Annotated in this window: 39 protein-coding genes, 1 tRNA gene and 1 rRNA gene; 39 read left to right on the top strand and 2 right to left on the bottom strand. The window is 30.6% G+C overall.

Annotated elements, in window-relative coordinates; all coding sequences use genetic code 11:
* The first annotated feature begins 10 nt into the window (after positions 1–10).
* The 34 genes from tusC to rplQ all read left to right on the top strand — a co-directional run bounded on the left by tusC (position 11) and on the right by rplQ (position 19043).
* Positions 11–370 carry a sulfurtransferase complex subunit TusC gene (gene tusC / locus D9V62_RS02705; RefSeq protein ID WP_158340260.1) on the top strand — a complete coding sequence of 120 codons (360 nt, stop codon included), beginning with the start codon at positions 11–13 and terminating at the stop codon, positions 368–370.
* A 13-nt stretch (positions 371–383) separates the two neighbouring features.
* Entirely contained in the window at positions 384–671 is a 288-nt protein-coding gene (tusB, locus tag D9V62_RS02700) for a sulfurtransferase complex subunit TusB (protein ID WP_158340259.1), read from the top strand.
* Between the two features lie 115 nt (positions 672–786).
* Positions 787–1161, top strand: a complete 375-nt coding sequence (gene rpsL / locus D9V62_RS02695; protein WP_158340258.1) for a 30S ribosomal protein S12 — start codon at positions 787–789, stop codon at positions 1159–1161.
* A gap of 41 nt (positions 1162–1202) precedes the next feature.
* Entirely contained in the window at positions 1203–1673 is a 471-nt protein-coding gene (rpsG, locus tag D9V62_RS02690) for a 30S ribosomal protein S7 (RefSeq protein WP_158340257.1), read from the top strand.
* A 94-nt stretch (positions 1674–1767) separates the two neighbouring features.
* On the top strand, positions 1768–3876 hold the full coding sequence (gene fusA, locus D9V62_RS02685) for an elongation factor G (RefSeq protein ID WP_158340256.1): 2109 nt from the start codon (positions 1768–1770) through the stop codon (positions 3874–3876).
* A gap of 46 nt (positions 3877–3922) precedes the next feature.
* Positions 3923–5107 (top strand): elongation factor Tu, encoded by a 1185-nt coding sequence (gene tuf / locus D9V62_RS02680; RefSeq protein ID WP_158340255.1) that lies wholly within the window; start codon positions 3923–3925, stop codon positions 5105–5107.
* Positions 5108–5374: 267 nt separating this feature from the next.
* Positions 5375–5686 carry a 30S ribosomal protein S10 gene (gene rpsJ, locus D9V62_RS02675; RefSeq protein WP_053940444.1) on the top strand — a complete coding sequence of 104 codons (312 nt, stop codon included), beginning with the start codon at positions 5375–5377 and terminating at the stop codon, positions 5684–5686.
* Between the two features lie 26 nt (positions 5687–5712).
* Positions 5713–6342 carry a 50S ribosomal protein L3 gene (rplC, locus tag D9V62_RS02670; protein ID WP_158340254.1) on the top strand — a complete coding sequence of 210 codons (630 nt, stop codon included), beginning with the start codon at positions 5713–5715 and terminating at the stop codon, positions 6340–6342.
* A 17-nt stretch (positions 6343–6359) separates the two neighbouring features.
* Positions 6360–6965 (top strand): 50S ribosomal protein L4, encoded by a 606-nt coding sequence (rplD, locus tag D9V62_RS02665; RefSeq protein WP_158340253.1) that lies wholly within the window; start codon positions 6360–6362, stop codon positions 6963–6965.
* Entirely contained in the window at positions 6962–7264 is a 303-nt protein-coding gene (gene rplW / locus D9V62_RS02660; RefSeq protein WP_158340252.1) for a 50S ribosomal protein L23, read from the top strand. Before rplD ends, rplW begins: the two co-directional genes overlap by 4 nt.
* Positions 7265–7279: 15 nt before the next feature.
* Positions 7280–8101, top strand: coding sequence for a 50S ribosomal protein L2 (gene rplB / locus D9V62_RS02655; RefSeq protein WP_158340251.1), 822 nt, complete (start codon positions 7280–7282; stop codon positions 8099–8101).
* Between the two features lie 17 nt (positions 8102–8118).
* Positions 8119–8397 carry a 30S ribosomal protein S19 gene (gene rpsS, locus D9V62_RS02650; protein WP_158340250.1) on the top strand — a complete coding sequence of 93 codons (279 nt, stop codon included), beginning with the start codon at positions 8119–8121 and terminating at the stop codon, positions 8395–8397.
* A 15-nt stretch (positions 8398–8412) separates the two neighbouring features.
* Positions 8413–8745, top strand: a complete 333-nt coding sequence (gene rplV / locus D9V62_RS02645) for a 50S ribosomal protein L22 (protein WP_158340249.1) — start codon at positions 8413–8415, stop codon at positions 8743–8745.
* 18 nt (positions 8746–8763) lie between these two features.
* The gene (gene rpsC / locus D9V62_RS02640) at positions 8764–9468 is read left to right on the top strand and encodes a 30S ribosomal protein S3 (RefSeq protein ID WP_158340248.1); all 705 of its coding nucleotides are present in this window, start codon (positions 8764–8766) and stop codon (positions 9466–9468) included.
* A gap of 12 nt (positions 9469–9480) precedes the next feature.
* Entirely contained in the window at positions 9481–9891 is a 411-nt protein-coding gene (gene rplP, locus D9V62_RS02635) for a 50S ribosomal protein L16 (protein ID WP_158340247.1), read from the top strand.
* Positions 9892–10089, top strand: coding sequence for a 50S ribosomal protein L29 (gene rpmC, locus D9V62_RS02630; protein WP_158340246.1), 198 nt, complete (start codon positions 9892–9894; stop codon positions 10087–10089).
* Positions 10086–10340 (top strand): 30S ribosomal protein S17, encoded by a 255-nt coding sequence (rpsQ, locus tag D9V62_RS02625; protein ID WP_261979522.1) that lies wholly within the window; start codon positions 10086–10088, stop codon positions 10338–10340. The genes rpmC and rpsQ overlap by 4 nt, the downstream gene beginning before the upstream one ends.
* Positions 10341–10453: 113 nt before the next feature.
* On the top strand, positions 10454–10822 hold the full coding sequence (gene rplN / locus D9V62_RS02620) for a 50S ribosomal protein L14 (protein ID WP_158340244.1): 369 nt from the start codon (positions 10454–10456) through the stop codon (positions 10820–10822).
* A gap of 21 nt (positions 10823–10843) precedes the next feature.
* Complete coding sequence (gene rplX, locus D9V62_RS02615; RefSeq protein WP_158340243.1) at positions 10844–11161, top strand: 50S ribosomal protein L24; 318 nt, start codon at positions 10844–10846, stop codon at positions 11159–11161.
* 22 nt (positions 11162–11183) lie between these two features.
* Positions 11184–11723, top strand: a complete 540-nt coding sequence (rplE, locus tag D9V62_RS02610; protein WP_158340242.1) for a 50S ribosomal protein L5 — start codon at positions 11184–11186, stop codon at positions 11721–11723.
* A 29-nt stretch (positions 11724–11752) separates the two neighbouring features.
* Positions 11753–12058 (top strand): 30S ribosomal protein S14, encoded by a 306-nt coding sequence (rpsN, locus tag D9V62_RS02605; RefSeq protein ID WP_158340241.1) that lies wholly within the window; start codon positions 11753–11755, stop codon positions 12056–12058.
* 19 nt (positions 12059–12077) lie between these two features.
* Positions 12078–12470 (top strand): 30S ribosomal protein S8, encoded by a 393-nt coding sequence (gene rpsH / locus D9V62_RS02600; RefSeq protein ID WP_158340240.1) that lies wholly within the window; start codon positions 12078–12080, stop codon positions 12468–12470.
* Positions 12471–12480: 10 nt separating this feature from the next.
* Complete coding sequence (rplF, locus tag D9V62_RS02595; protein ID WP_158340239.1) at positions 12481–13017, top strand: 50S ribosomal protein L6; 537 nt, start codon at positions 12481–12483, stop codon at positions 13015–13017.
* Between the two features lies 1 nt (position 13018).
* Entirely contained in the window at positions 13019–13384 is a 366-nt protein-coding gene (gene rplR, locus D9V62_RS02590; protein ID WP_158340238.1) for a 50S ribosomal protein L18, read from the top strand.
* A gap of 13 nt (positions 13385–13397) precedes the next feature.
* Positions 13398–13904, top strand: a complete 507-nt coding sequence (gene rpsE / locus D9V62_RS02585; RefSeq protein ID WP_158340237.1) for a 30S ribosomal protein S5 — start codon at positions 13398–13400, stop codon at positions 13902–13904.
* A gap of 10 nt (positions 13905–13914) precedes the next feature.
* Positions 13915–14094, top strand: a complete 180-nt coding sequence (rpmD, locus tag D9V62_RS02580; RefSeq protein ID WP_158340236.1) for a 50S ribosomal protein L30 — start codon at positions 13915–13917, stop codon at positions 14092–14094.
* 3 nt (positions 14095–14097) lie between these two features.
* Positions 14098–14532: a 50S ribosomal protein L15 gene (gene rplO / locus D9V62_RS02575; protein WP_158340235.1), complete on the top strand. Its 435-nt coding sequence runs from the start codon at positions 14098–14100 to the stop codon at positions 14530–14532.
* Positions 14533–14542: 10 nt separating this feature from the next.
* The gene (secY, locus tag D9V62_RS02570) at positions 14543–15862 is read left to right on the top strand and encodes a preprotein translocase subunit SecY (protein WP_158340234.1); all 1320 of its coding nucleotides are present in this window, start codon (positions 14543–14545) and stop codon (positions 15860–15862) included.
* Positions 15863–15899: 37 nt separating this feature from the next.
* Positions 15900–16016, top strand: a complete 117-nt coding sequence (rpmJ, locus tag D9V62_RS02565; RefSeq protein ID WP_158340233.1) for a 50S ribosomal protein L36 — start codon at positions 15900–15902, stop codon at positions 16014–16016.
* Between the two features lie 103 nt (positions 16017–16119).
* Positions 16120–16476 (top strand): 30S ribosomal protein S13, encoded by a 357-nt coding sequence (rpsM, locus tag D9V62_RS02560; RefSeq protein WP_158340232.1) that lies wholly within the window; start codon positions 16120–16122, stop codon positions 16474–16476.
* A gap of 17 nt (positions 16477–16493) precedes the next feature.
* Positions 16494–16886, top strand: coding sequence for a 30S ribosomal protein S11 (rpsK, locus tag D9V62_RS02555; RefSeq protein WP_410051784.1), 393 nt, complete (start codon positions 16494–16496; stop codon positions 16884–16886).
* A 25-nt stretch (positions 16887–16911) separates the two neighbouring features.
* The gene (rpsD, locus tag D9V62_RS02550; RefSeq protein ID WP_158340231.1) at positions 16912–17532 is read left to right on the top strand and encodes a 30S ribosomal protein S4; all 621 of its coding nucleotides are present in this window, start codon (positions 16912–16914) and stop codon (positions 17530–17532) included.
* A 30-nt stretch (positions 17533–17562) separates the two neighbouring features.
* Positions 17563–18552 carry a DNA-directed RNA polymerase subunit alpha gene (locus tag D9V62_RS02545; protein ID WP_158340230.1) on the top strand — a complete coding sequence of 330 codons (990 nt, stop codon included), beginning with the start codon at positions 17563–17565 and terminating at the stop codon, positions 18550–18552.
* Positions 18553–18617: 65 nt separating this feature from the next.
* Positions 18618–19043 carry a 50S ribosomal protein L17 gene (gene rplQ, locus D9V62_RS02540; protein ID WP_158340229.1) on the top strand — a complete coding sequence of 142 codons (426 nt, stop codon included), beginning with the start codon at positions 18618–18620 and terminating at the stop codon, positions 19041–19043.
* A gap of 96 nt (positions 19044–19139) precedes the next feature.
* On the opposite strand, the gene fmt is transcribed toward rplQ, so the two are convergent.
* Together fmt and def are read right to left on the bottom strand one after the other, a co-directional pair.
* Positions 19140–20087 carry a methionyl-tRNA formyltransferase gene (gene fmt / locus D9V62_RS02535; RefSeq protein ID WP_158340228.1) on the bottom strand — a complete coding sequence of 316 codons (948 nt, stop codon included), beginning with the start codon at positions 20085–20087 and terminating at the stop codon, positions 19140–19142.
* A 16-nt stretch (positions 20088–20103) separates the two neighbouring features.
* Positions 20104–20613, bottom strand: coding sequence for a peptide deformylase (def, locus tag D9V62_RS02530; RefSeq protein WP_158340227.1), 510 nt, complete (start codon positions 20611–20613; stop codon positions 20104–20106).
* Positions 20614–20861: 248 nt separating this feature from the next.
* Here def and D9V62_RS02525 point away from each other — a divergent pair, with 248 nt between their 5' ends.
* The 5 genes from D9V62_RS02525 (at position 20862) to D9V62_RS02505 (ending at position 26048) form a co-directional block, all read left to right on the top strand.
* Positions 20862–21335, top strand: a complete 474-nt coding sequence (locus D9V62_RS02525; protein ID WP_158340226.1) for a DUF494 family protein — start codon at positions 20862–20864, stop codon at positions 21333–21335.
* Positions 21336–21377: 42 nt separating this feature from the next.
* Positions 21378–21950, top strand: coding sequence for a Sua5/YciO/YrdC/YwlC family protein (locus D9V62_RS02520; RefSeq protein WP_158340225.1), 573 nt, complete (start codon positions 21378–21380; stop codon positions 21948–21950).
* The gene (gene aroE, locus D9V62_RS02515) at positions 21943–22776 is read left to right on the top strand and encodes a shikimate dehydrogenase (RefSeq protein WP_158340224.1); all 834 of its coding nucleotides are present in this window, start codon (positions 21943–21945) and stop codon (positions 22774–22776) included. Before D9V62_RS02520 ends, aroE begins: the two co-directional genes overlap by 8 nt.
* Before the next feature lie 136 nt (positions 22777–22912).
* A tRNA-Glu gene (locus D9V62_RS02510) sits at positions 22913–22984 on the top strand.
* A 150-nt stretch (positions 22985–23134) separates the two neighbouring features.
* A 23S ribosomal RNA gene (locus tag D9V62_RS02505) occupies positions 23135–26048 on the top strand.
* Positions 26049–26141 lie beyond the last annotated feature (93 nt).

Raw genomic sequence — 26141 nt, 5'->3', positions numbered from 1 at the left:
TAATAATTTTATGAAAAAAATTGCTTTTGTTTTTTCTAGTTGCCCACATGGCACAACTTTCGGAAAAGAAGGATTAGATGCTGTTTTAGGAACTTCTGCTATTTTAAAAAAAATTAGTTTATTTTTTATTGGAGATGGTGTTTTTCAATTATTTAAAACTCATAAATCAGAAAAAATTTTAACTCGCAATTATACTTCGTTGTTTTCTATATTATCTTTATATGATATTAAAAATTTTTATTGTTGTAAACTATCTTTATTTGAAAGAGGTTTAAACTTTAATACTAAATTTGTATTACAAGTAAATATATTAAATTCATATTTTTTACGTTTAAAATTAGATGATCATGATGTAATTATTAATTTTTAAGGTAAATTTTTTTATGTTACATACTTTAATACAATCTCCTTATAAAACTAATATGTCTCTTCTTACCAGCATGCTAAGAAAAAAAGATGATTTTTTAGCTTTACAAGATGGTGTTTTAATTGCTTTGACTAATAGTGTTTTTTTAGATGTTATTATTTTTTCATCAGCAAACTTATATGTAATAAAAGAAGACGTTTATGCTCGAGGCATTATAAATAATATATCTACTAATTTTATATTAATTAGTTATATTCATTTCGTTTCATTAACACTTAAAAATAAAACACAGATGACTTGGTAAAATATACTTAGTTACTTTGATTTATATATCCAGTCTTAAAATTCTACATTATAATATAATTTCAATTTTATTATATTGAAATTAATCACAAAATTAATTATAAATAGGAAATTATATGGCCACAGTTAATCAATTGGTTCGAAAACCTCGTTTACGAAAAGCAATTAAAACTAATGTACCTGCTTTATCGAATAGCCCTCAAAAAAGAGGAGTATGTACTCGTGTTTATACAACTACTCCTAAAAAACCTAACTCAGCATTACGTAAGGTATGTCGAGTCAGGTTAACTAATGGATTTGAGGTAACAGCATATATAGGTGGAGAAGGTCATAATTTACAAGAGCATTCTGTAATCTTAATACGTGGTGGAAGAGTTAAAGATTTACCGGGGGTTCGATATCATGTTATTAGGGGTTCTTTAGACTGTGCTGGTGTTAAAGATCGAAAAAAAAGCCGATCTAAATATGGCGTAAAAAAAGTAAAAGTTTAATTGCTTGATATCATGAATTATATAAACATTAAGGAGTTTTTATGCCACGTCGTCGTATTATTACTACTCGTAAAATTCTACCGGATCCAAAATTTTCTTCAGAATTGTTAGCTAAATTTATTAATATTTTAATGGTAGATGGAAAAAAATCTATTGCTGAAGTAATTGTTTATACAGCTCTTAAAAATCTATCAAAACGAACAGAAAAAAAAGAATTAGAAGCATTTGAAATTGCTTTGGAAAATGTTCGTCCTACTGTAGAAGTTAAATCACGTCGTGTTGGTGGATCTACATATCAAGTTCCTGTTGAAGTACGTCCAATACGTCGAAATGCATTAGCTATGAGGTGGATTATAGATTCAGCACGTAAAAGATCAGATAAATCTATGGCTTTGCGTTTATCACATGAATTATATGATGCACTTGATAATAAAGGAGCTTCTGTTAAAAAAAGGGAAGAAGTTCATCGTATGGCTGAAGCAAATAAAGCATTTGCTCACTATCGTTGGTAATGTTTTAAAAATTTTTTAAAATTTATATTTTAGCAAGTATTTTAATTTTACTTGATAATAATCACTTTCAAAAAACTAAAAGTAAAAATTTATTATGTCTCGTACAACACCTATTTCTCGATATCGAAACATTGGAATTAGTGCTCACATAGATGCTGGTAAAACTACTACTACGGAAAGAATTCTTTTTTATACTGGAATCAATCATAAAATTGGTGAAGTACATGACGGAGCAGCTACAATGGACTGGATGGAGCAAGAACAAGAAAGAGGTATTACGATTACATCTGCTGCTACCACAGCTTTTTGGAGTGGTATGGGTAAACAATTTAAATCTCATAGAATTAATATTATTGATACTCCTGGGCACGTAGATTTCACTATAGAAGTAGAACGTTCTATGCGTGTATTAGATGGTGCAGTAATGGTTTACTGTGCAGTTGGTGGTGTTCAACCTCAATCTGAAACTGTATGGAGACAAGCTAATAAGTATAACGTACCTCGTATAGCTTTTATAAACAAAATGGATCGTATGGGTGCAAATTTTTTAAAATCTGTAAAACAAATTAAAACACGATTAGGAGGGAATCCTGTACCTTTACAATTACCTATTGGCTCGGAAGAATATTTTACAGGTGTAATAGATTTAATTAAAATGAAAGCAATTGAATGGCAAGATTTTGACCAGGGTATTACTTTCAATTATAAAGATATTCCTTCAGATATGATTGAATTATCTGAAAAATGGCGTCAAAATTTAATTGAATCAGCTGTTGAATCTAATGAAAGTCTTATGGAAAAATATTTAAATGGAATAGAATTATCTGAAAAAGAAATAAAATCAGAATTAAGAAAACGTTCTTTAAATAATGAAATTACGCTTATTACTTGTGGTTCTGCCTTTAAAAATAAGGGAGTACAAGCATTATTAGATGCAATAGTTGAATATCTGCCTGCTCCTAATGATATTCAAGATATAAAAGGTATTGAAAATATCCGAACGAATATCCCAGCTTTGAGATCTTCAGATGATAATGCTCCATTTTCAGCTTTAGCATTTAAAATTGCGACTGATCCATTCGTAGGAAATTTAACATTTTTCCGAGTATATTCTGGAATAGTAAAGTCAGGAGATACTGTTTTTAATTCTGTCAAATCTCAACGTGAAAGATTTGGAAGAATTGTGCAAATGCATGCAAATAAAAGAGAAGAAATTAAAGAAGTATATGCAGGTGATATAGCGGCAGCTATTGGTTTAAAAGATGTCACGACTGGAGATACATTATGCGATTTAAATCAACCTATTATATTAGAACGCATGGAATTTCCAGAACCAGTAATATCTATTTCAGTAGAACCTAAAACAAAAGCTGATCAAGAAAAAATGGGTTTAGCATTAAGTAGATTAGCTAAAGAAGATCCTTCTTTTAGAGTTCATACTGATCAAGAATCTAATCAAACAATTATTTCTGGTATGGGTGAGTTGCATTTAGAAATTATTGTCGATCGAATGAAACGAGAATTTAGCGTTGATGCTAATATTGGAAAACCACAAGTAGCATATCGTGAAACTATTTTAAATAAAGTTACTGATATTGAAGGGAAACATATTAAACAGTCTGGTGGTAGAGGACAGTATGGTCATGTTGTCATTGAACTATTTCCATTAGAACCGGGAGGTATTGGATACTCATTTATTAATGATATTAAAGGTGGTGTAATACCTAATGAATATATTTCAGCAATTGATAAAGGTATTCAAGAGCAACTAAAATATGGACCTTTAGCAGGATATCCAGTGGTAGATATAGGAGTTCGTCTTTATTTTGGTTCTTATCATGATGTTGATTCTTCAGAATTGGCATTTAAGATTGCAGCTTCTTTAGCATTTAAAAATGGTTTTAAACAAGCAAGACCAATTTTATTGGAACCTATTATGAAAGTTGAAGTAGAAACACCAGATGACTATATGGGTGATGTTATTGGTGATTTAAATCGTCGTAGGGGTATCATTGACGGTATGAAAGATTTATCTATAGGAAAAATTATCCAGGCTTGTGTTCCTTTATCTGAAATGTTTGGTTATGCTACTGATTTACGATCTCAAACTCAAGGCAGAGCTTCTTATTCTATGGAGTTTTTAAAATATGTAGAAGCACCGTCTAGCGTTTCCGATCTTATTATTCAAAAAAAAAATAAATAATTATTTATAAAATATCTAGATAATTAAAACTATAAAGGATGAAATAATGTCAAAAGAAAAGTTTCAACGTTTAAAGCCTCATATTAATGTAGGAACTATTGGTCATGTAGATCATGGTAAAACAACATTAACAGCAGCTATTACTACTGTATTATCAAAAAAATATGGCGGTTCTGCTCGTGCTTTTGATCAAATAGATAATGCTCCAGAAGAAAAAGCAAGAGGTATTACGATAAATACTTCTCATGTAGAATATGATACGGACTTAAGACATTATGCACATGTTGATTGTCCTGGCCATGCAGATTACATTAAAAATATGATTACTGGAGCTGCTCAAATGGATGGAGCCATTTTAGTGGTTGCAGCTACCGATGGGCCAATGCCTCAAACACGTGAACATATTTTGCTTGGTAGACAAGTTGGTGTTCCCTATATTGTTGTATTTTTAAATAAATGTGATATGGTGGACGACGAAGAGTTATTAGAACTAGTAGAAATGGAAGTTCGTGATTTATTAACTCAATATGACTTTCCAGGCGATGATACTCCTATTGTTCGTGGATCCGCATTAAAAGCATTAGAAGGTGATCCTGAGTGGGAATCTAAAATATTAGAATTATCTAAATTTTTAGACAGTTATATTCCTGAACCAAAAAGAGCAATTGATCAACCTTTTTTATTGCCTATAGAAGATGTTTTTTCGATATCAGGAAGAGGTACAGTTGTTACTGGTCGAGTTGAAAAAGGAATTATTAAAGTTGGTGAAGAAGTGGAAATTGTTGGTATTAAAAAAACAACTAAAACTACTTGCACTGGTGTTGAAATGTTTAGGAAATTATTAGATGAAGGTCGTGCTGGAGAAAACGTAGGTGTTTTACTTCGAGGTACAAAACGTGATGAAATTGAAAGAGGTCAAGTTTTAGCAAAACCTGGTAGTATTCATCCCCATACAACATTTGAGTCTGAAGTATATGTTTTATCAAAAGAAGAAGGCGGTCGACATACTCCATTTTTTAAAGGATATCGTCCTCAGTTTTATTTTCGAACTACTGATGTGACAGGATCTATTGAATTACCTGAAGGTGTAGAAATGGTAATGCCAGGAGATAATATAAAAATGATTGTTACTTTAATTCATCCTATTGCTATGGCAGACGGATTACGATTTGCGATACGCGAAGGCGGTAGAACTGTTGGCGCTGGAGTAGTCTCTAAAGTATTAGTTTAATATTTTATATTCTAATATTTTATACTATACTTAGTTGAATTTATTAAGAAAAGAGTATACAATGCTCTTTTCTTGGTATTGTAATTTATATTGTAGGTTAATTTGTTTTAAATAAAGTAATTTTATAAGATTAAAAATATTTTATACTTTAAATATTTTAAAATACTCCTAATATAGGGGTTATATAGAAGTTATTATACATCTAATCTCTAAAAATAGAGAGAGGGTAAAATTTTTATTTTTTAATAAAATTGGAGTTCTGGTATAATGCAGAACCAAAGAATTCGTATTCGTTTAAAAGCATTTGATCATAGATTAATTGATCAATCAACTACAGAAATCGTTGAAACCGCAAAAAGAACTGGTGCACAAGTTCGTGGTCCTATTCCACTTCCTACTCGTAAAGAACGTTTTACTATTTTAATTTCTCCACATGTAAATAAAGATGCACGTGATCAATATGAAATTCGTACTCATAAACGATTAATCGATATAGTAGAGCCTACTGAAAAAACTGTTGACGCACTAATGCGACTTGATCTTGCTGCTGGTGTAGATGTTCAAATCAGTTTAGGTTAATTAGATAGAAATATAAGGTTTTTAAAATGATTGGTTTAATTGGTAAAAAACTTGGTATGACTCGTATTTTTACTAAGGAAGGAAACTCACTTCCTGTTACTGTAATTGAGTTAAAAGAAAATCGAATAACACAAATAAAAGATATAAAAACTGATGGATATCTTGCTATTCAAATTACAACAGGTGTAAAAAAAATAAATAGACTTAAAAAACCACAATCAGGTCATTTTTTAAAAGCAGGTGTAGTTCCTGGTCGTAATTTATGGGAATTTAAAATAAATATTAACGAAAACTTTCAATTAGGTCAAAGTCTTAAAATTAATATTTTTAATAATATTAAAAAAGTAGATATTACAGGTATTTCTAAAGGAAAAGGTTTTTCTGGTACTGTCAAACGCTGGAATTTTCGTACTCAAGATGCCACACATGGAAACTCTTTATCTCATAGAGTTCCAGGATCTATTGGTCAAAATCAAACTCCTGGTAGAGTATTTAAAGGAAAAAAAATGGCAGGACAATTAGGAAATAAACGCGTTACAGTACAAAATTTAAATGTAATACGTATTGATGAAAATCATAATTTACTTTTAGTAAAGGGTTCTGTCCCAGGACCTACAGGTAGTGATCTTATTGTTAAACCAGCTATTAAGATTTGAGGAATAAGGAATTAAGCATGGAATTAGTAGTTAAAGACGTGCAGAACCTTCTTAGTGTTTCTGAAATTATTTTTGCTCGAGATTTTAATGAAGCTCTAATTCATCAAGTGGTTGTTGCTTATTCAGCGTCTACTCGTCAAGGTACGAGAGCACAAAAAAGTCGTGCTGATGTTTCTGGTTCAGGTAGAAAACCATGGCGTCAAAAAGGAACCGGACGTGCTCGAGCAGGTTCTTTTAGAAGCCCTATTTGGCGTTCTGGAGGAATCACGTTCGCTGCAAAACCGCAAGAACATTCTCAAAAAATTAATAAGAAAATGTATCGTGGCGCGTTAAAAAGTATTTTTTCTGAATTAATACGCCAAAAAAGATTAATTATTTTTAAAGATTTTTCATTAATTTTACCTAAAACAAAACTATTAGTTGAAAAATTAAATAAAATAAATCTGAAAAATGTTCTTATTATAACTAATAAGTTAGATAATAATTTATTTCTTGCTTCGAGAAATTTATATTCAGTTGATGTAAAAGATGTATATTCTATAGATCCAGTTAGTTTAATTGCTTTCGAGAATATTTTAATTACTGTTGAAGCTTTAAAAAAAATAGAGGAAATACTTTCATGATTTCTGAAGAGCGTTTGTTACAAATACTACTCTCTCCACATGTGTCCGAGAAATCATCTATACTGATGGAAAAGTTTAATACTGTTGTTTTTAAAGTTTTAAAAAGCTCTACTAAATATGAAATTAAATTTGCGATACAAAAATTATTTAATATACAAGTAGATAGTGTAAAAACAGTATGTATTAAAGGAAAAAAAAAGCGTCAATCTAATCGTATTGTTTTCCGAAGCAATTGGAAAAAAGCATACGTTACAGTTAAAAAAGGTCAAAATTTAGATTTTATGGGTAACATAGAGTAGTCAGAGGAAATAAAAATGGCAATTGTTAAATGTAAGCCGACATCCCCCGGTCGACGTCATGTTATTAAAGTTGTCAATAAGAGTTTGTATAAGGGGAGTCCATATTCTTCACTTATTGCAAAAAAAAGCAAAACTGGAGGACGTAATAACAATGGAAGAATTACGACTCGACATATTGGAGGAGGACATAAACGAGCATATCGTATTATAGATTTTAAAAGAAATAAAGATAATATAGATGCTGTCATAGAAAGATTTGAATATGATCCAAATCGTTCTTCTCATATTGCTTTAATATTATATAAAGATGGAACACGAAGTTATATTTTAGCTCCTAAAGGTTTAAAAATAGGTGATATTATTATATCAGGACTAAACGTTCCTATTAAGATAGGTAACACTTTGCCGATTAAAAATATTCCTATTGGTTCACTTATCCATAATGTAGAAATGAAACCAGGAAAAGGAGGTCAAATTGCACGATCTGCAGGAAGTTACGTTCAACTAGTAGCACGTGATAAAGATTATGCAACTTTACGATTACGATCTGGTGAAATGAGAAAAACTGAGTCTAATTGTCGAGGTACAATTGGTGAAGTTGGAAATGCTGAACATATGTTAAAAGTTTTAGGTAAAGCAGGTGCTTCGAGATGGATTGGAATTCGACCAACTGTTCGAGGCACTGCTATGAATCCAGTAGATCACCCTCATGGTGGAGGTGAAGGAAGAAATTTTGGAAAGCATCCAGTAACTCCTTGGGGCGTTCAAACAAAGGGCAAAAAAACCCGGAAAAATAAACGTACTGAGAAATTTATTTTACGTCATCGTCATAAATAACTTTAGAGAATCATTTTATGCCACGTTCCTTGAAAAAAGGTCCTTTTATTGATGTTAGTTTGTTAAAAAAAGTAGAAAAAGCTGTAAAATTAAATGATAAAAAACCTTTAAAAACTTGGTCTAGACGTTCAACAGTATTTCCAAATATGGTTGGTTTGACAATATCTGTTCATAATGGTCGCAATCATATTCCAATTTTTATTACTGAAGAAATGGTTGGACATAAATTAGGCGAATTTTCTTTGACTCGTACCTATAGAGGACATACTGCAGATAAAAAAGTAAAAAAACGTTAGAAAAAAGAGGGATAAATGGAAACTTTAGCTCAATATCGAAAAGCTCGATCTTCTGCTCAAAAAATTCGATTAATAGCAGATTTAATTCGTGGTAAAAAAGTACCAAAAGCATTAAACATATTAAATTTTAATAATAAAAAAGCAGCAATTTTAGTTAAAAAAGTATTAGAATCAGCTATAGCAAATGCAGAACACAATGATGGTGTTGATATAGATAAATTAAGAATTAAAAATATATTTGTTGATGAAGGTTCTACAATGAAAAGAATGATGCCTCGTGCTAAAGGACGAGCAGATCGTATTTTAAAACGTACTAGTCATATTACTGTGATTGTTGCTGATTGTTAATTTGTTGGAGAATGAGTAATGGGTCAAAAAGTCCATCCTAATGGTATGCGATTGGGTATAATCAAAAAATGGAACTCTGTATGGTTTTCGAATACTAAAGAGTTTGCAGATCATTTAGATAGTGATTACAAAGTTCGTCAATTTTTAATGAAAGAATTAATAAAAGCTTCAGTATCCCGTATTATCATTGAAAGACCTGCTAAAAGTATTCGTGTTACTATCTATACGGCTAGACCAGGTATTGTAATAGGTAAAAAAGGCGAGGATGTTGAAAAATTAAGAGTTGTTGTTGCAAAAATAACTGGTGTACCAGCTCAGATAAATATTTCTGAAGTTAGAAAACCTGAATTAGATGCGAAATTAGTTTCAGAAAGCATTACTTCTCAATTAGAACGAAGAGTTATGTTTAGAAGAGCTATGAAAAGATCTGTTCAAAATGCAATGAGACAGGGAGCAAAAGGTATTAAAGTAGAAGTTAGTGGTAGATTAGGTGGTGCTGAAATAGCTCGTAGAGAATGGTATAGAGAAGGAAGAGTACCACTACATACTCTGCGTGCAAATATTGATTATAGTATTTCAGAAGCTCATACAACATATGGTGTAATAGGTGTAAAAGTTTGGATTTTTAAAGGTGAAATACTAGGTGGTATGTCAGCTATTGAAAAATTAGAACAAAAACCATCTATTCAATCGAAAAAGCAACATCGTAAAAATCGAAAGTAGGAGAATTTTCTAATGTTGCAACCAAAACGTACTAAATTTCGTAAAATGCACAAAGGTCGAAATCGTGGGCTTGCAATTAGTACTAATGTTGATTTTGGTACTTTTGGATTAAAAGCTGTTGATAGAGGGCGCATTACAGCTCGTCAAATTGAATCTGCTCGAAGAGCTATAACACGTTGTATTAAAAGACAAGGTAAAATTTGGATACGTATTTTCCCAGATAAACCTATAACACAAAAACCATTAGAAGTTAGAATGGGGAAAGGTAAAGGTAATGTTGAATATTGGGTTGCTTTAGTACAACCTGGCAAGATTCTTTATGAGTTAGATGGAGTTTCTGAAGAAGAGTCTCGTATAGCATTTAGATTAGCCGCATCAAAATTACCTATTAAGACTACCTTTGTAACTAAAATGGTGGTTTAAATGAAAGAATTATTAAAATTTCGTAAAAAAAATTTCCAAGAACTTAATAGAGAGCTTCTAGAATTATTAAGGGAAAAATTTAATCTGCGCATGCAATGTGCATCCGGTAAATTAAAACAATCACATTTATTACGAAAAGTTAAACGAAATATTGCACAATTAAAAACGATATTAACTGAAAAAGAGCGTTTTAAATAATGGAAAAAATTCGTACTTTACAAGGTCGTGTTATAAGCAATAAAATGCATAAATCAGCTGTTGTTTCAATTGAACGTTTTGTTAAACATACAATTTATAAAAAATTTGTTAAAAAAACTACAAAACTTCATATTCATGACGAAAAAAATGAATGTTCTACAGGTGATTTAATTGAAATTCGAGAATCTAGACCAATTTCTAAAACTAAATCTTGGGTTTTAGTTCGTATTGTTGAAAAATCTGTTTTTTAAAAAACATGTTAAAACATGATCAAACTTAGGTCTGTTCATGTTTTCTATTAGATAACCCATTATTTCTATTTAACAAATATTAAATAATATTATTTTGTTTGGAATAATAAAACATGATTCAAGAACAAACTATTTTAAATGTAGCCGATAATTCTGGTGCGCGCTCAGCCATGTGTATCAAAGTATTAGGTGGTTCTCGTCGTCGCTATGCTAGAATCGGTGATGTAATTAAAATTACAGTAAAAGAAGCAATACCTAGAGGAAAGGTAAAAAAAGGGGAAGTATTAAAAGCTGTAGTTGTTAGAACAAAAAAAGGAGTTAGAAGATCTGACGGTTCTACTATTCGTTTTGATAATAATGCTTGTGTTATTTTAAATAATAATGAACAACCTATAGGTACACGAATTTTTGGTCCTGTCACTCGAGAATTAAGAAACGAAAAATTTATGAAAATTATTTCATTAGCTCCTGAAGTTTTATAGTTAAAATTAAAGGAATATAAAATGGCATTAAAGTTACATCAAAATGATGAAGTTATTATTTTAACAGGTAAAGAAAAAGGAAAAAAAGGTACTATCAAAAGTATTTTATCTCCTAATAAAGTAATTATTCAAGGTTTAAATTTAGTTAAAAAACATCAAAAACCTAATCCTTCTCAAAATAAAAATGGTGGTATTCTTGAAAAAGAAGCTCCTATACACATTTCAAATATTGCTATTTTTAACCCGGAATCTAAAAAATCAGATCGTGTTGGTTTTAAGTTTAAAGAAGGTAAAAAAGTTCGTTTTTTTAAATCAAATGGAAAAGTAATTAAAAAATAGTTACGATATTTTGGAGTAATTAATGAGTAAATTATATAGTTATTATAAGAGTAAAGTAGTTAAAAAACTTATGATAGCATTAAATTATAGTTCTACTATGCAAGTACCTAGAATTGATAAGATTGTTTTAAATATGGGTGTAGGATCTGCGGCTTCTGACAAAAAAGTTTTAGATAATGCTGTATTAGACTTAACTGCAATATCTGGACAAAAACCAATAATTACTAAAGCAAGAAAATCTGTAGCTGGTTTTAAAATCCGAAAAGGGTATCCTATTGGTTGTAAAGTAACATTACGTGGTAAAAGAAAATGGGATTTTTTTGAGCGTTTAATTAGTATTGCCATTCCTCGTATTAGAGATTTTAGAGGTTTATCAATTAATTCTTTTGATGGTCAAGGAAATTATAGTTTAGGAATACGAGAACAAATTATTTTTCCTGAAATTGATTATGATAAAATTGATCGTGTTCGTGGTTTAGATATAACTATTACTACAACTGCAAGATCAAATAATGAAGGTTATTTATTATTATCTGAATTTAATTTTCCTTTTCGTAAATAATATAAATTAATGTAATTTAAGGTTATATAATGGCTAAACAATCCATGAAAGCACGTGAACTAAAACGTACAAAATTAGCTAATAAATTTTATGTTCAACGTATGGCATTAAAAGGTATTATTAATAATATTAAGTTATCGGAAGAAGAGCGTTGGGATGCTGTACTGAAGTTACAAGTTTTTCCTCGTGATTCTAGTCCATCTCGACAAAGAAATAGATGCCGTCAAACAGGTCGCCCACATGCTTTTTTGCGAAAGTTTGGTCTTAGTCGTATTAAAGTGAGAGAGGCAGCTATGAAAGGTGAAATCCCTGGTTTAAAAAAAGCTAGTTGGTAATTTTTTTAGGAGTTTAAAAATGAGTATGCAAGATCCAGTAGCTGATATGTTAACACGTATTAGAAATGGTCAATCAGCTAATAAATATTCTGTTAAAATACCTGCTTCTAAATTAAAAAATTCTATAATAAAATTATTAAAAAACGAAGGTTATATTAACAATTATAATATATCAGGTACAAATAAATTAGAATTAGAAGTTATTTTAAAATATTTTAAAGGAAGATCTGTAATAGAAAAAATTCAACGAGTAAGCCGTCCAAGTTTAAGAATATATAAAAAAAAGAATGATTTACCAAAAGTTATGGCTGGATTAGGAATAGCTATTATTTCTACCTCTCGTGGTATCATGACAGATCATATGGCCCGTAAACTTGGCCTTGGTGGCGAAGTTATATGTTACGTAGCTTAAAGGAGGGAAAATGTCTCGTGTTGCTAAACGTCCAATTTCTATTCCTAAAGATATTAAAATTAAATTAGATTCACAATTAATATCTGTTCAAGGGAAATATGGTTGTCTTTCGCGTACTATTCATAGTGCAGTTGAAGTAAAACATTTAAATAATATAATTACTTTTAAAGCACGTTTGGGATTTTCTAATGGTTGGGCGCATGCTGGTACATTAAGAGCTCTTGTTTATTCCATGATTATAGGGGTTTCAGAAAAATTTAGTAAAAAGTTACAATTTTCTGGAGTAGGTTATCGTGTTTCAATTACTCAAAATAATACAATTAATATGTCACTAGGATATTCTCATCCTATTTTATATTCTTTGCCTCCTCATATTGAAGTAGAATATTTATCTCCTACAGAAATTATTATTAAGGGAGTAGATAAACAATTAGTTGGTCAAGTGGCGGCTAATTTAAGATCTTATCGTAAACCGGAACCTTATAAAGGAAAAGGTATTAGATATTCAGATGAAATTGTACGTGTAAAAGAGGCTAAAAAAAAGTAAAATGATTGTTTTTAAAAATTCTAAAGTAAACTCTCGTATGCGTCGATTAAAAAAATCACGTTGTAAAATGAAATCATTAGGTGTTACTCGTTTAGTTGTACATCGTACTTCTCGTCATATGTATGCTCAAATAATATCTTCTGAATCAAAAGTTTTAGTTTATGCATCGACTTTAGAAAATCAGATTAAATGCGATTTAAAATATACTGGAAATAAAGAAGCAGCAGAAGTTATCGGTAAAATTATTGCTGAGAGAGCCTTATTAAAAGGTATATCTAATGTTTCATTAGATCGTTCTGGTTTTAAATATCATGGTCGTATAAAAATATTGGCAGATTCGGCTCGAAATTTTGGATTAAAGTTTTAAGGTGAAATATAGAATGGCTAACGTTGATAAAAAGAATAATAATGAATTACAAGAAAAACTCATTACTGTTAACCGTGTTTCAAAAACAGTTAAAGGCGGCCGTATTTTTTCTTTCACAGCTTTAACAGTAGTAGGTAATGGCAATGGACGTGTTGGTTTTGGATATGGAAAAGCTCGTGAAGTTCCAGCAGCTATTCAAAAAGCAATGGAAAAAGCAAGACGTAATATGATTAATATACCATTAGTTAATAAAACTTTACAACATGCTCTTAAGGGATCACATACGGGATCTAATATTTTCATGAAACCAGCTTCAGATGGTACTGGAATTATTGCAGGGGGTGCTATGCGAGCAGTCTTAGAAGTTGCTGGTATACATAATGTATTAGCTAAAACATATGGATCAACTAATCCTATTAATGTAGTTCGAGCTACTATAAATGGTTTAATTCATATGAAATCTCCAGAAATGATAGCAGCTAAACGAAATAAGTCTATTGCGTATATATTAGGAAGATAAATTTTAATCAATGAAAACTATTAAAATTACTCAAGTTAAAAGTTCAATAGGAAGAATTCCTAAACATAAAAAAACACTATCTGGTTTAGGTTTGCGTTATATTGGACATACTGTCGTTCTTCAAGATACTGCTTCGATTCGAGGTATGATTAAAAAAGTATCATATATTTTAAAAATACAAGAGGAATAATTTATGTATTTAAATACTTTATCTCCGTCATGTGGTTCTAAAAAAAATAGGAAACGATTAGGTAGGGGTATTGGATCTGGATTTGGAAAAACCTCTGGTAGAGGACATAAAGGTCAAAAATCTAGATCTGGTGGTAATATAAATCGTGGTTTTGAAGGCGGACAAATGCCTTTATATAGAAGACTGCCAAAATTTGGATTTAAATCTAGAAAAAAGAATATTACTGCGGAAATAAGATTATCTGAAATCTCAAGATTATCAACTCATATAATTGATTTAAAGACTTTAAAAGAACAAAATATTATTAATAAAAATATTCAACATGTAAAAGTTATTCTTTCAGGAAAATTAAAAGTACCATTAACATTGCGTGGCTTACGTGTGACTCGAGGTGTTCGTTTGGCAATTGAAAATTATGGCGGTAAAGTTGAAGGATAATTAGTAAATAATGATGAATACATTAGGAATGAATTTTAAAAATTCTCAAAAAAGTATTAATGAACTGAAGAATAGAGTTATTTTTGTAATAATTTCATTAATTATTTTTCGTATTGGTTCTTTTATTCCTATACCTGGAATTGATACTACAATCTTATCTAGAATATTAAACAATCAAAAAGGCACGATATTTGAAATGTTTAATATGTTTTCCGGTGGAGCTCTTAATCGTGCTTCTATTTTTGCATTAGGTATTATGCCATATATATCAGCTTCTATTATCATTCAGTTACTAACTTTAGTAGTTCCGTTTCTATCTGAAATAAAAAAAGAAGGAGAGACTGGTCGTCATAAAATTAATCAATACACGAGATATGCTACTTTAATACTAGCTTTTTTTCAATCAGTTGGTGTGGTTACAGGTTTATCCAATATATCTAGTATACGTCCTATTATAATTCATGCAGATTTTTATTTTTATTTTACTGCTATTTTAATATTAGTAACTGGTACTATGTTTTTAATGTGGTTAGGAGAGTTAATTACAGAATGCGGTATTGGAAATGGTATTTCTATTATAATTTTTACAGGTATAATAGCTGGACTTCCTTCTGCTATTATACATACAATAGAACAAACTAGACAAGGACATTTGCATTTATTACTATTTTTATCTATTTTAATATTAATTTTTTTAGTTGTTTTTTTAGTTGTTTTTATTGAACGTAGTCAAAGAAAAATTATTGTACATTATGCTCAACGTCAACAAGGTCGTCGTATTTATTCAGCACAAAGCACTCATTTGCCATTGAAAGTAAATATGTCTGGTGTTATACCTGCTATATTTGCTTCTAGTATTGTTTTGTTTCCGGCTACTATTATCTCTTGGTTTGGAATCGATAAAAAATATAGTTTTTTCAAAACTATTTCACTTTATTTTCAACCCAATCAGCCTTTATATTTAATTTTGTATATAACTTCTATTATTTTCTTTTGTTTTTTTTATACTGGATTAGTTTTTAATCCTCGTGAAACAGCAGATAATTTAAAAAAATCTGGTGCTTTTATTTCTGGTATTAGACCAGGTGAACAAACAGCAAAATATATTAATAAAATTATGCTTCGATTAACATTATTTGGTTCTTTATATATTACATTTATTTGTTTAATACCAGAATTTATGAGAAGTGCTATGAATGTTCCATTTTATTTTGGTGGTACGTCGTTATTAATTGTAGTTGTAGTTATTATGGATTTTATTGCTCAAATTCAAACTTTAATCATGTCTAGTCAATATGAATCTATATTAAAAAAAGCTAAGTTAAATTAAATACAAAATTTTATATTAATAATTAAGGGTTTTCTTCATGAAAGTTAAAGCTTCTGTTAAAACACTTTGTCGAAGTTGTAAAATTATACGACGTAATAATGTAGTAAGAGTTATTTGTAGTAATGATCCTAAACATAAACAACGTCAAGGTTAAATTAGAACAAAATTAAGTATTTTATTAAATTTTATCAATATTAATGTATATTGATAAATTTATTATTTTGGTCTATCTTAATAAATTTTAAGGATTAAGTAAAATGGCTCGTATTGCAGGTATTAATATTCCCGAAAACAAACATACTATAATTGCGTTAAGAGCAATATATGGGATTGGAAAAAAACGTTCTAAAATAATTTGCATGCATGCAAATATTCCAGAAACTGTTAAAATTATAGATTTGAAAGAATCAGATATTGAATTATTAAGAGAACATGTTGCTAAATATATTGTAGAAGGTGATTTAAGAAGAGAAAAAACTTTAAGTATTAAACGTTTAATTGATCTTAATTGTTACCGTGGTGTACGTCATCGTAAAAGTCTTCCTGTTCGTGGTCAAAGAACTAAAACAAATGCTCGTACTTGTAAAGGTCCTAGAAAAGTAATAAAAAAATAATTTAGGTAATTTAAATGATGGTGAAAAATTCAGTTGTTCGAACACGTAAGCGTGTCAAAAAACAAATAACAGATGGTATAGCGCATATTCATGCTTCATTTAACAATACTATTGTTACTATCACTGATAGACAAGGTAACTCTTTAGGTTGGGCAACTTCTGGAGGTTCTGGTTTTAGGGGTTCTCGAAAGTCAACTCCTTTTGCAGCACAAATTGCAGCTGAACGTTGTGCAGAAATAGTTAAAGATTATGGTATAAAAAATTTAGAAGTTATGGTAAAAGGTCCGGGTCCAGGAAGAGAATCTACTATTAGAGCTTTGAACGCGGCTGGATTTCGTATTACAAATATTACTGATGTTACACCTATTCCTCATAATGGTTGCCGTCCTCCTAAAAAACGTCGTGTTTAAATTTTAGGAATTATTGGAGAATCAAATGGCAAAATACTTAGGTCCTAAATTAAAATTAAGTCGACGTGAAGGAACTGATCTATTTTTAAAATCTGGATTTCGTTCAATAGAATCAAAATGTAAATTAGAACACCCACCTGGACAACATGGAATTCGTAAACCAAGATTGTCTGATTACGCAATTCAACTTCGTGAAAAACAGAAAGTTCGTCGTCTTTATGGTGTTTTAGAACGACAATTTAGAATATATTATAAAAAAGCTTCACGTTTAAAAGGTAATACTGGAGAAAATTTATTGCGAATTTTAGAAAGAAGACTTGATAACGTAGTATATCGTATGGGATTTGGATGTACACGTGCTGAATCAAGACAGTTAATTAGTCATAAATCTATTCAAGTAAATAATCATATTGTTAATATAGGTTCATATCAAGTTTCTCCTGATGATCGCATATCTATTAGAGAAAAGTCAAAAAGTCAATCTCGAATAAAAGCTGCTTTAGAAATTACCGAACAACGTGAAAAGCCAATTTGGATTGAAGTAGATTTCATCAAAATGGAAGGAATTTTTAAACGTTTTCCTGAACGTTCAGATTTATCTGCAGAAATCAACGAACATTTGATTGTCGAACTTTATTCTAAGTAATAAGTTTACTATTAGATATAGAGGTTTATTATGCAGAGTTCTATTATAGGATTTTTAAAACCACGTTTAGTTGATATTGAACAAATCACACCAACTCATACTAAAGTTACCTTGGAGCCGTTAGAAAGAGGTTTTGGTCATACACTGGGAAATGCATTACGAAGGATTTTATTGTCCTCTATGCCAGGTTGTGCTGTAACAGAAGTAGAAATTGATGGTGTTCTTCATGAGTATAGTACTAAAGAAGGAATTCAAGAAGATATTTTAGAAATTTTATTAAATTTAAAGGGATTAGCAATTAAGTTATATGGAAAAGATGAAGTTTTTATCTCTCTTAAAAAATCAGGTGTTTGCTGTGTTACTGCTTCGGATATTATACATGATAGTGATGTTGAAATTATAAAACCAGATCATATTATTTGTCATTTAACAGATCAAAATGCTTCTATTCAAATGAGAATTAAAGTACAACGTGGTAGAGGTTATATTCCAGCTTCTTCTAGAGTACATATAGAAGATGATTTAAGACCGATAGGTTGTTTATTAGTAGATGCATGTTATAGTCCTATAAATCGCATTGTTTATAATGTTGAAGCTGCTCGAGTTGAACAAAGAACAGATTTAGATAAATTAATTATTGAAATGAAAACAAATGGAACAATTGATCCTGAAGAAGCTATAAGACGTGCAGCTACTATTTTATCAGAGCAATTAGAAGCATTTGTTGATTTGAGAGATGTTAAAGAACCTGAAATAAAAGAAGAAAAACCTGAGTTTGAACCTATTTTATTACGTCCTGTAGATGATTTAGAATTAACTGTAAGATCTGCGAATTGTCTTAAAGCAGAATCTATACATTATATAGGTGATTTAGTACAGAAAACTGAAGTTGAACTTTTAAAAACACCTAATTTAGGTAAAAAATCATTAACTGAAATCAAAGATATATTGGCTTCTCGCAATTTATCTCTTGGAATGAAGTTAGAAAAATGGCCTCCATTAAATATATTAGAAGAATAATTTTTATCATGTAAAAATTTTGTAAATTTATATATTATTAATGATTTTTATTAAGGTGTAAAATTATGAGACATCGTAAAATTGGTCGTCAATTAAATTGTAATAGTAGTCATCGTAATGCCATATTTAAAAATATGGCATGTTCATTATTACTTCATGAAATCATAAAAACTACATTAGCTAAAGCCAAAGAACTTCGTCGAATTGTTGAGCCTATAATTACTTTATCAAAAATAGACAATGTTGCTCGTAGAAGATTAGTCTTTTCAAGAATTAGAAATAATGAAGTGGTCGCTAAATTATTTAAAAATTTAGGTCCTATTTTTTCTAATAGATGTGGTGGTTATACTCGTATTTTAAAATGTGGTTTTCGATCTGGAGATAAAGCTCCTATGGCTTATATTGAACTAGTTGATCGTGTTAAAGTTAATATAAAAGAGAATGATATTAAAAAGATTAAAAATGTTAAAAAATTAAATATTAAAAATTGATATTAATATGAAATAAACATTATTATATTATGTTTAAGCAAACGGAAATATACCGTTTGCTCGTTCTTATTTTAAATATGAAATTATAAAAATATTTTATGATAATATTTTGCCAAGTTTAAAATTATGTTTTTTTGAAATTATTATTTCTTGTATATTTAAAATATTTTTCCCAGGTAATTGTATTTTTTCAATGTTCAAAATTTTATTTTTTGTAGTTATTTGAATTCCATTTATATCAATAGAAATAATTTCTCCTATTGAATTATTATAAACAGTATTGTTTATGACTTTTGCTTGCCATACTTTAACATATATTTGATTCATAACAAAATAACATATTGGCCATGGATTAAAAGCGCGTATAAGTCGTTCTAAAAAATCAGCATTTTTATTCCAATTTAATAAAGCATCTGTTTTGATAATTTTTTTTGAAAAAGTTGCATATTTTTCATTTTGTTGTATTTCTAAAACAATATTGTTTTTTATTTGATATAATGCTTTTAGTAATATTTCAACTCCAATTTTAATAAGTTTTAAAGATAACGTTTTCGAAGTTTCTTGAGAAGATATTTTACATTCTTTTGAGAGTATTATATTTCCAGAATCAACTTTATTATTCATTTTAATAATACTTACGCCTGTTTTTTTATCTCCAAATAAAATTGCTGATTGAATTGGAGATGCTCCTCTCCATCTAGGTAATAATGAAGCATGAACATTAATGCATCCTTTTGGAAACATAGATAATATTTTTTTTGGTATTATTTGACCGTATGCAACTACTATCATGATTTCTGCAGAAAAATTTGATATTATTTTTTGAAATTGCTCATCATCTAATTTCAATGGTTGTAGAATAGGAATATTATTGTTAATAGCTATTTTTTTTACAGGCGAGAAAATTATTTTTTGTCCTCTTCCAGATGGACGATCTGGTTGAGTAATTATAGCTTTTACATTGAATTGATATTTTATTAAAGCAGATAAATGTTTTTCAGAAAAATGTGATGTTCCAGCAAAAATAATTTTTAGTTTTTTCAAATTAATTTATATCCTTTTAAAATATCTTATTTTTTTTATTTGTTTTTTTTATTTTTTTTTCAATTCTTTCTTGTTTTAATGATGATAAGTAATCTATAAATAGTTTGCCTTTTAAATGATCGATTTCATGTTGTATGCAAATAGATAGTATGGATTTTGCTTCTATTTCTATCTTTTTTCCAAATAAGTTTATAGCTTTCACCTTGATATAATCTGAACGTGGTATAAAAGCACGGTATTCTGGAATAGATAAACATCCTTCTTCAATACTAATATTTCCTTTTTGATCTATAATTTCAGGATTAATAAGTATTAAATTTTCTTGTTTAATATTATTTTTGCTTACAACTATGATTTGCAATGGAATATTAACCTGTGTGGCTGCCAAACCAATTCCTTCTTTTACATGCATAGTTTCTAACATATTATCAGCTAGTTTTTGTATTTCTTGTGTAATTATATTAATAGGTTTTGCAATAAGTCTTAATCTTTTATCTGGATATTGTAATATTTTTAAAACAGACATATATTTAGTTATATTAGTTGTAAAATTATTTAATTTTATAGTATAAACTCTTTTATTATAATTAAAAGTTAACTTTTAATATTTTAAATATTTTTTAATTCTTATATAAGAAAAATTTATTATTCAGTTAATTTACTAATTTTCAGTATATTATAAAATTTTATATATAGTTTAAATATTTATAGAAAATTAATACGTAAAACATGTTATTAAATGTTTAAATTTTTCAATATATAATTGAGGATATAATGTTTGAAATATTAATATATTTATTTGAAAATTATATTCATAGTGAGTCAGAAATATCTATTGATTATGAAAGTCTTACAAATGATTTATCAGATATAGGTTTTCAACAAAAAGATATTTATGATGCATTACGTTGGCTGAAAAATTTATCTTGTTACAAAAAAAATAATTTTTCATCTATTAGTTTAACTTCAAATCAAATTTCAACACGAATTTACAATCAAGAAGAATTGTTTAAGTTAAATGCTGATTGTCGTGGTTTTATACTTTTTTTAGAGCAATTAGAAATATTAACTTTAGATACACGTGAAATGGTTATTGAAAGAATTATGGCTTTAGAAATTAATGAGATAAATCTAGAAGATTTAAAATGGATTATTTTAATTGTTTTATTTAATGTACCAGGTTGTGAGATGGTTTATAAAAAACTTGAAAATTTACTATTTAATTTTTCGATAGAAATAATACATTAAATTTTTTTATATAAATAATATTTTTTATATGAGAATTTTTCAATGAGTAAAAATATTCATTTCGATTCGTTAGTATATTGTATACAAAAGTTATATCTTAAAAAAATTATTGCATATCCTACTGAATCTATGTTTGGATTAGGATGTAATCCTGATAGTAAAATAGCTGTTGAAAATTTATTAAATTTAAAAAAAAGAACTGTAGATAAAGGTTTTATATTAGTAGCTGCTCATTTTAATCAAATAAAAAAATATATTGACGAAACTCAAATTTCAGTACAACAAAAAAAAAATATGTTAAATCATTGGCCAGGACCTTTTACATTTTTAGTTCCATCAAGTTCTTCAGTTCCTTATTGGTTAACTGGAAAATTTAATACTATAGCAGTACGTATTAGTAATCATTTAAGTATAATTAAATTGTGTACTATTTTTGGAAAACCAATAATATCAACAAGTGCTAATTTTACAAATATGTCTCCATGTCGTACTAGAGAAAGTGTTCTAGAAAATTTTGGAAAAAATTTTCCATTATTACATGGTGATATAGGAGAAGAAAAAAATCCTTCTAAAATAATTAATATTATTAATGGAAAGTTAATTCGTTATGCGTAAATCTCAAAATGAAAATTTTAATTATGCTTTGTTTGGAAATCCTATTGATCATAGTAAATCCCCTCAAATTCATAATTTATTTTCTGAACAAACAAAAATTTTACATATTTATAAAGCTATTAACATTCCTTTAGATCAATTTTCTTCATTGATTTCTGATTTTTTTAAAAACAATATTCAAGGTGCTAATATAACATCTCCTTTTAAAAAAGAAGCTTATCTTTTTGCCGATAAATTAAGTGAAAGAGCTCGAATTGCTAAGTCTGTAAATACACTAAAAAAAATAAACAATAAATATATTTTAGGAGATAATACTGATGGTATCGGATTATTATCTGATCTTAATAGGCTAAAATTTATAAAAAAAAATTCTTCTGTATTAATATTAGGAGCAGGAGGTGCGGTTCAAGGTATTCTTTTATCAATTTTATCATTAGGATGTTCAGTTTATATTTTAAATAGAACAACTTTAAAATCTATAAATTTAGTCAATCAATTTAAACAATACGGAAACATTAAAATTTTTGAAAAAGACAATATGATGAAAAATAAATCTTTTGATTTAGTAATCAATGGTATATCTAGAAATATTCAATATAATACTAGTTTTATTCCATTGCATTTATTTTCTTCTCATACTTTTTTTTATGATATGAATTATAGTTTTAAAAATACGACTTTTCTTGATTGGTGTATAAAAATAGGTGCAAATCACATTTCAGACGGAATAGGAATGTTAGTCTTTCAAGCTGCTTATTCTTTTTTAGAATGGCATGGTATTTTACCAAAAACAGATTATATTATTGATGTATTAAGTAAAAATTAATTTTTTATATAAATTAGTTTTAAAAACGTTTAAAATTTATAAATAAATATTTATTGATATTTTAAAGAAATTACTTGACTCTTTTTTTTCGATCTGTATTATTTATATAATAATTTTTAAAAAAATTTCTACACAAGTCCCCTTCGTCTAGAGGTTAGGACATCGCCCTTTCACGGCGGCAACAGGGGTTCAAATCCCCTAGGGGACGAAATAAAAATAATTTTTTAAAATTAATTATATACTAATTTAAATTATTGTGTTATTCTTTAAAAAATGTTAAAAATACATACAAATAAAGCTCTTTAAAAATTCGGAAAACAAGCATATTTTTATTTTATAAAACACCTGTGGGTTGTAAGGTTAAGCAAATAAGCGTACATGGTGAATGCCTTGGCAGTCAGAGGCGATGAAGGACGTGCTAATCTGCGAAAAGCGTCGGTAAGCTGATATGAAGCGATATAACCGTCGGTGTCCGAATGGGGAAACCCGACACATTTATGTGTCATTATTAATTAAATCAAATAGATTAATAAAGCAAACCAAGGGAACTGAAACATCTAAGTACCTTGAGGAAAAGAAATCAACCGAGATTCCCATAGTAGTGGCGAGCGAAAAGGGAAAAGCCCAGAACTAAAATCAATATATTTTATAGTGGAATGATTTGGAAAATTCAGCGATACATGGTGATAGCCCAGTACACGAAATAGATTATATTGTGGGTTCGATAAGTAGAGCGGGACACGAGAAATCCTGTTTGAATATGGGGGGACCATCCTCCAAGGCTAAATACTCCTGACTGACCGATAGTGAACTAGTACCGTAAGGGAAAGGCGAAAAGAACCCCGGCTAGGGGAGTGAAATAGAACCTGAAACCGTGTACGTACAAGCAGTGGGAGCATTTGGAATTATGAAATGTAACTGCGTACCTTTTGTATAATGGGTCAGCGACTTGTATTCTGTAGCAAGGTTAACCGAATAGGGGAGCCGAAGGGAAACCGAGTCCTAAATAGGCGTTTAGTTGCAGGATACAGACCCGAAACCCGGTGATCTAGCCACGGGCAGGTTGAAGGTTGGGTAAAACCAACTGGAGGACCGAACCGACTGATGTTGAAAAATCAGCGGATGACCTATGGCTAGGGGTGAAAGGCCAATCAAACCGGGAGATAGCTGGTTCTCCCCGAAAGCTATTTAGGTAGCGCCTCGTGAACTCATCTACGGGGGTAGAGCACTGTTTCGGTTAGGGGGCCATCCCGGCTTACCAATCCGATGCAAACTCCGAATACCGTAGAATGCTATCACGGGAGACACACAGCGGGTGCTAACGTTCGTTGTGGAAAGGGAAACAACCCAGACCGCCAGCTAAGGTCCCAAAGTCATAGTTAAGTGGGAAACGATGTGGGAAGGCATAAACAGCCAGGATGTTGGCTTAGAAGCAGCCATCATTTAAAGAAAGCGTAATAGCTCACTGGTCAAGTCGGCCTGCGCGGAAGATGTAACGGGGCTCAAACTATGCACCGAAGCTGCGGCAGCTAAAATTAATTTTTTTTGCTGGGTAGGGGAGCGTTCTGTAAGCCGTTGAAGATATATTGTAAAGTATGTTGGAGGTATCAGAAGTGCGAATGCTGACATGAGTAACGATAAAGCAGGTGAAAAACCTGCTCGCCGAAAAACCAAGGTTTCCTGTCCAACGTTAATCGGGGCAGGGTAAGCCGACACCTAAGGCGAGGCTGAGAAGCGTAGTCGATGGACAACAGGTTAATATTCCTGTGCTTAGTTTTATTGCGAAGGGGGGACGAAGAAGGTTAGGTTATCCAGGTGACGGTTATCCTGGTTTAAGTGTGTAGGTATGATAGCTAGGCAAATCCGGCTATCTTTAATCTGAGGCATGACGACGAATCACTAAGGTGATGAAGTAACTAATACCACGCTTCCAAGAAAAGCCTCTAAGCTTCAGATAAAATTAAATCGTACCCAAAACCGACACAGGTGGTTAGGTAGAGAATACTAAGGCGCTTGAGAGAACCCAGGTGAAGGAACTAGGCAAAATAGTGCCGTAACTTCGGGAGAAGGCACGCTAGTTTAAGTGAAAGGATTTTCTCCTAGAGCTAAAGCTAGTCGAAGATACCAGCTGGCTGCAACTGTTTATTAAAAACACAGCACTGTGCAAACACGAAAGTGGAAGTATACGGTGTGACGCCTGCCCGGTGCCGGAAGGTTAATCGAAGGAGTTAAAGGTAACTTGAAGCTCTGGACTGAAGCCCCGGTAAACGGCGGCCGTAACTATAACGGTCCTAAGGTAGCGAAATTCCTTGTCGGGTAAGTTCCGACCTGCACGAATGGCGTAATGATGGCCAGGCTGTCTCCACCTGGGACTCAGTGAAATTGAAATTGCTGTGAAGATGCAGTATACCCGCGGCAAGACGGAAAGACCCCGTGAACCTTTACTATAGCTTGACACTGAATTCTGAATTTTAATGTGTAGGATAGGTGGGAGGCTGAGAAGTTGAAACGCTAGTTTTGATGGAGCCAATCTTGAAATACCACCCTTTAAAATTTGGTATTCTAACCTAACGCCGTTATCCGGTGTAGAGACAGTGTCTGGTGGGTAGTTTGACTGGGGCGGTCTCCTCCCAAAGAGTAACGGAGGAGTACGAAGATTGGCTAATCACGGTCGGACATCGTGAGTTTAGTGCAAAGGCATAAGCCAGTTTGACTGTGAGCATGATAATGCGAGCAGGTGCGAAAGCAGGTCTTAGTGATCCGGTGGTTCTGTATGGAAGGGCCATCGCTCAACGGATAAAAGGTACTCCGGGGATAACAGGCTGATACCGCCCAAGAGTTCATATCGACGGCGGTGTTTGGCACCTCGATGTCGGCTCATCACATCCTGGGGCTGAAGCAGGTCCCAAGGGTATGGCTGTTCGCCATTTAAAGTGGTACGCGAGCTGGGTTTAGAACGTCGTGAGACAGTTCGGTCCCTATCTGCCGTGGGCGTTGGAAGATTGAGGGGGGCTGCTTCTAGTACGAGAGGACCGAAGTGGACGCATCACTGGTATTCGGGTTGTCATGCCAATGGCATTGCCCGGTAGCTACATGCGGAAAAGATAAGTGCTGAACGCATATAAGCACGAAACTTGCCCCAAGATGAATCTTCCCTGAAACAGAAATGTTTACTGAAGGGACGTTGAAGACTACAACGTTGATAGGCTAGGTGTGTAAGCATAGTAATATGTTGAGCTAACTAGTACTAATGACCCGAGAGGCTTAACCTTACAACACCAGAGGTGTTTTTAAATAAATTTAATAGAAAGCTTGTTTTACTGAATTTATTGTTGTATTAATATATATATATATTATAATAGCAT

Origin of the sequence: Buchnera aphidicola (Aphis helianthi) (genome assembly GCF_005083845.1) — a bacterium.
Classification (GTDB): Bacteria; Pseudomonadota; Gammaproteobacteria; order Enterobacterales; family Enterobacteriaceae; genus Buchnera; species Buchnera aphidicola_AW.
This window is presented reverse-complemented; position numbering and strand designations above follow the sequence as displayed.

What these genes read in the sequence shown, in the direction of transcription:
- D9V62_RS02545 (WP_158340230.1), top strand. Translation starts at nt 17,563, where the DNA reads ATGCAGAGTTCTATTATAGGATTTTTAAAACCACGTTTAGTTGATATT.
- D9V62_RS02525 (WP_158340226.1), top strand. Translation starts at nt 20,862, where the DNA reads ATGTTTGAAATATTAATATATTTATTTGAAAATTATATTCATAGTGAG.
- rpsN (WP_158340241.1), top strand. Translation starts at nt 11,753, where the DNA reads ATGGCTAAACAATCCATGAAAGCACGTGAACTAAAACGTACAAAATTA.
- rplE (WP_158340242.1), top strand. Translation starts at nt 11,184, where the DNA reads ATGAGTAAATTATATAGTTATTATAAGAGTAAAGTAGTTAAAAAACTT.
- secY (WP_158340234.1), top strand. Translation starts at nt 14,543, where the DNA reads ATGATGAATACATTAGGAATGAATTTTAAAAATTCTCAAAAAAGTATT.
- rpmJ (WP_158340233.1), top strand. Translation starts at nt 15,900, where the DNA reads ATGAAAGTTAAAGCTTCTGTTAAAACACTTTGTCGAAGTTGTAAAATT.
- fusA (WP_158340256.1), top strand. Translation starts at nt 1,768, where the DNA reads ATGTCTCGTACAACACCTATTTCTCGATATCGAAACATTGGAATTAGT.
- aroE (WP_158340224.1), top strand. Translation starts at nt 21,943, where the DNA reads ATGCGTAAATCTCAAAATGAAAATTTTAATTATGCTTTGTTTGGAAAT.
- rpmD (WP_158340236.1), top strand. Translation starts at nt 13,915, where the DNA reads ATGAAAACTATTAAAATTACTCAAGTTAAAAGTTCAATAGGAAGAATT.
- rplV (WP_158340249.1), top strand. Translation starts at nt 8,413, where the DNA reads ATGGAAACTTTAGCTCAATATCGAAAAGCTCGATCTTCTGCTCAAAAA.
- rpsM (WP_158340232.1), top strand. Translation starts at nt 16,120, where the DNA reads ATGGCTCGTATTGCAGGTATTAATATTCCCGAAAACAAACATACTATA.
- rpsD (WP_158340231.1), top strand. Translation starts at nt 16,912, where the DNA reads ATGGCAAAATACTTAGGTCCTAAATTAAAATTAAGTCGACGTGAAGGA.
- rpmC (WP_158340246.1), top strand. Translation starts at nt 9,892, where the DNA reads ATGAAAGAATTATTAAAATTTCGTAAAAAAAATTTCCAAGAACTTAAT.
- tusB (WP_158340259.1), top strand. Translation starts at nt 384, where the DNA reads ATGTTACATACTTTAATACAATCTCCTTATAAAACTAATATGTCTCTT.
- rpsS (WP_158340250.1), top strand. Translation starts at nt 8,119, where the DNA reads ATGCCACGTTCCTTGAAAAAAGGTCCTTTTATTGATGTTAGTTTGTTA.
- def (WP_158340227.1), bottom strand. Translation starts at nt 20,613, where the DNA reads ATGTCTGTTTTAAAAATATTACAATATCCAGATAAAAGATTAAGACTT.
- rplP (WP_158340247.1), top strand. Translation starts at nt 9,481, where the DNA reads ATGTTGCAACCAAAACGTACTAAATTTCGTAAAATGCACAAAGGTCGA.
- rplB (WP_158340251.1), top strand. Translation starts at nt 7,280, where the DNA reads ATGGCAATTGTTAAATGTAAGCCGACATCCCCCGGTCGACGTCATGTT.
- rpsH (WP_158340240.1), top strand. Translation starts at nt 12,078, where the DNA reads ATGAGTATGCAAGATCCAGTAGCTGATATGTTAACACGTATTAGAAAT.
- rpsJ (WP_053940444.1), top strand. Translation starts at nt 5,375, where the DNA reads ATGCAGAACCAAAGAATTCGTATTCGTTTAAAAGCATTTGATCATAGA.
- rplX (WP_158340243.1), top strand. Translation starts at nt 10,844, where the DNA reads ATGGCATTAAAGTTACATCAAAATGATGAAGTTATTATTTTAACAGGT.
- rplQ (WP_158340229.1), top strand. Translation starts at nt 18,618, where the DNA reads ATGAGACATCGTAAAATTGGTCGTCAATTAAATTGTAATAGTAGTCAT.
- rpsG (WP_158340257.1), top strand. Translation starts at nt 1,203, where the DNA reads ATGCCACGTCGTCGTATTATTACTACTCGTAAAATTCTACCGGATCCA.
- tuf (WP_158340255.1), top strand. Translation starts at nt 3,923, where the DNA reads ATGTCAAAAGAAAAGTTTCAACGTTTAAAGCCTCATATTAATGTAGGA.
- D9V62_RS02520 (WP_158340225.1), top strand. Translation starts at nt 21,378, where the DNA reads ATGAGTAAAAATATTCATTTCGATTCGTTAGTATATTGTATACAAAAG.
- rplO (WP_158340235.1), top strand. Translation starts at nt 14,098, where the DNA reads ATGTATTTAAATACTTTATCTCCGTCATGTGGTTCTAAAAAAAATAGG.
- tusC (WP_158340260.1), top strand. Translation starts at nt 11, where the DNA reads ATGAAAAAAATTGCTTTTGTTTTTTCTAGTTGCCCACATGGCACAACT.
- rplW (WP_158340252.1), top strand. Translation starts at nt 6,962, where the DNA reads ATGATTTCTGAAGAGCGTTTGTTACAAATACTACTCTCTCCACATGTG.
- rplN (WP_158340244.1), top strand. Translation starts at nt 10,454, where the DNA reads ATGATTCAAGAACAAACTATTTTAAATGTAGCCGATAATTCTGGTGCG.
- rplR (WP_158340238.1), top strand. Translation starts at nt 13,019, where the DNA reads ATGATTGTTTTTAAAAATTCTAAAGTAAACTCTCGTATGCGTCGATTA.
- rpsK (WP_410051784.1), top strand. Translation starts at nt 16,494, where the DNA reads ATGGTGAAAAATTCAGTTGTTCGAACACGTAAGCGTGTCAAAAAACAA.
- rpsE (WP_158340237.1), top strand. Translation starts at nt 13,398, where the DNA reads ATGGCTAACGTTGATAAAAAGAATAATAATGAATTACAAGAAAAACTC.
- rplF (WP_158340239.1), top strand. Translation starts at nt 12,481, where the DNA reads ATGTCTCGTGTTGCTAAACGTCCAATTTCTATTCCTAAAGATATTAAA.
- rpsC (WP_158340248.1), top strand. Translation starts at nt 8,764, where the DNA reads ATGGGTCAAAAAGTCCATCCTAATGGTATGCGATTGGGTATAATCAAA.
- rplD (WP_158340253.1), top strand. Translation starts at nt 6,360, where the DNA reads ATGGAATTAGTAGTTAAAGACGTGCAGAACCTTCTTAGTGTTTCTGAA.
- rpsL (WP_158340258.1), top strand. Translation starts at nt 787, where the DNA reads ATGGCCACAGTTAATCAATTGGTTCGAAAACCTCGTTTACGAAAAGCA.
- rplC (WP_158340254.1), top strand. Translation starts at nt 5,713, where the DNA reads ATGATTGGTTTAATTGGTAAAAAACTTGGTATGACTCGTATTTTTACT.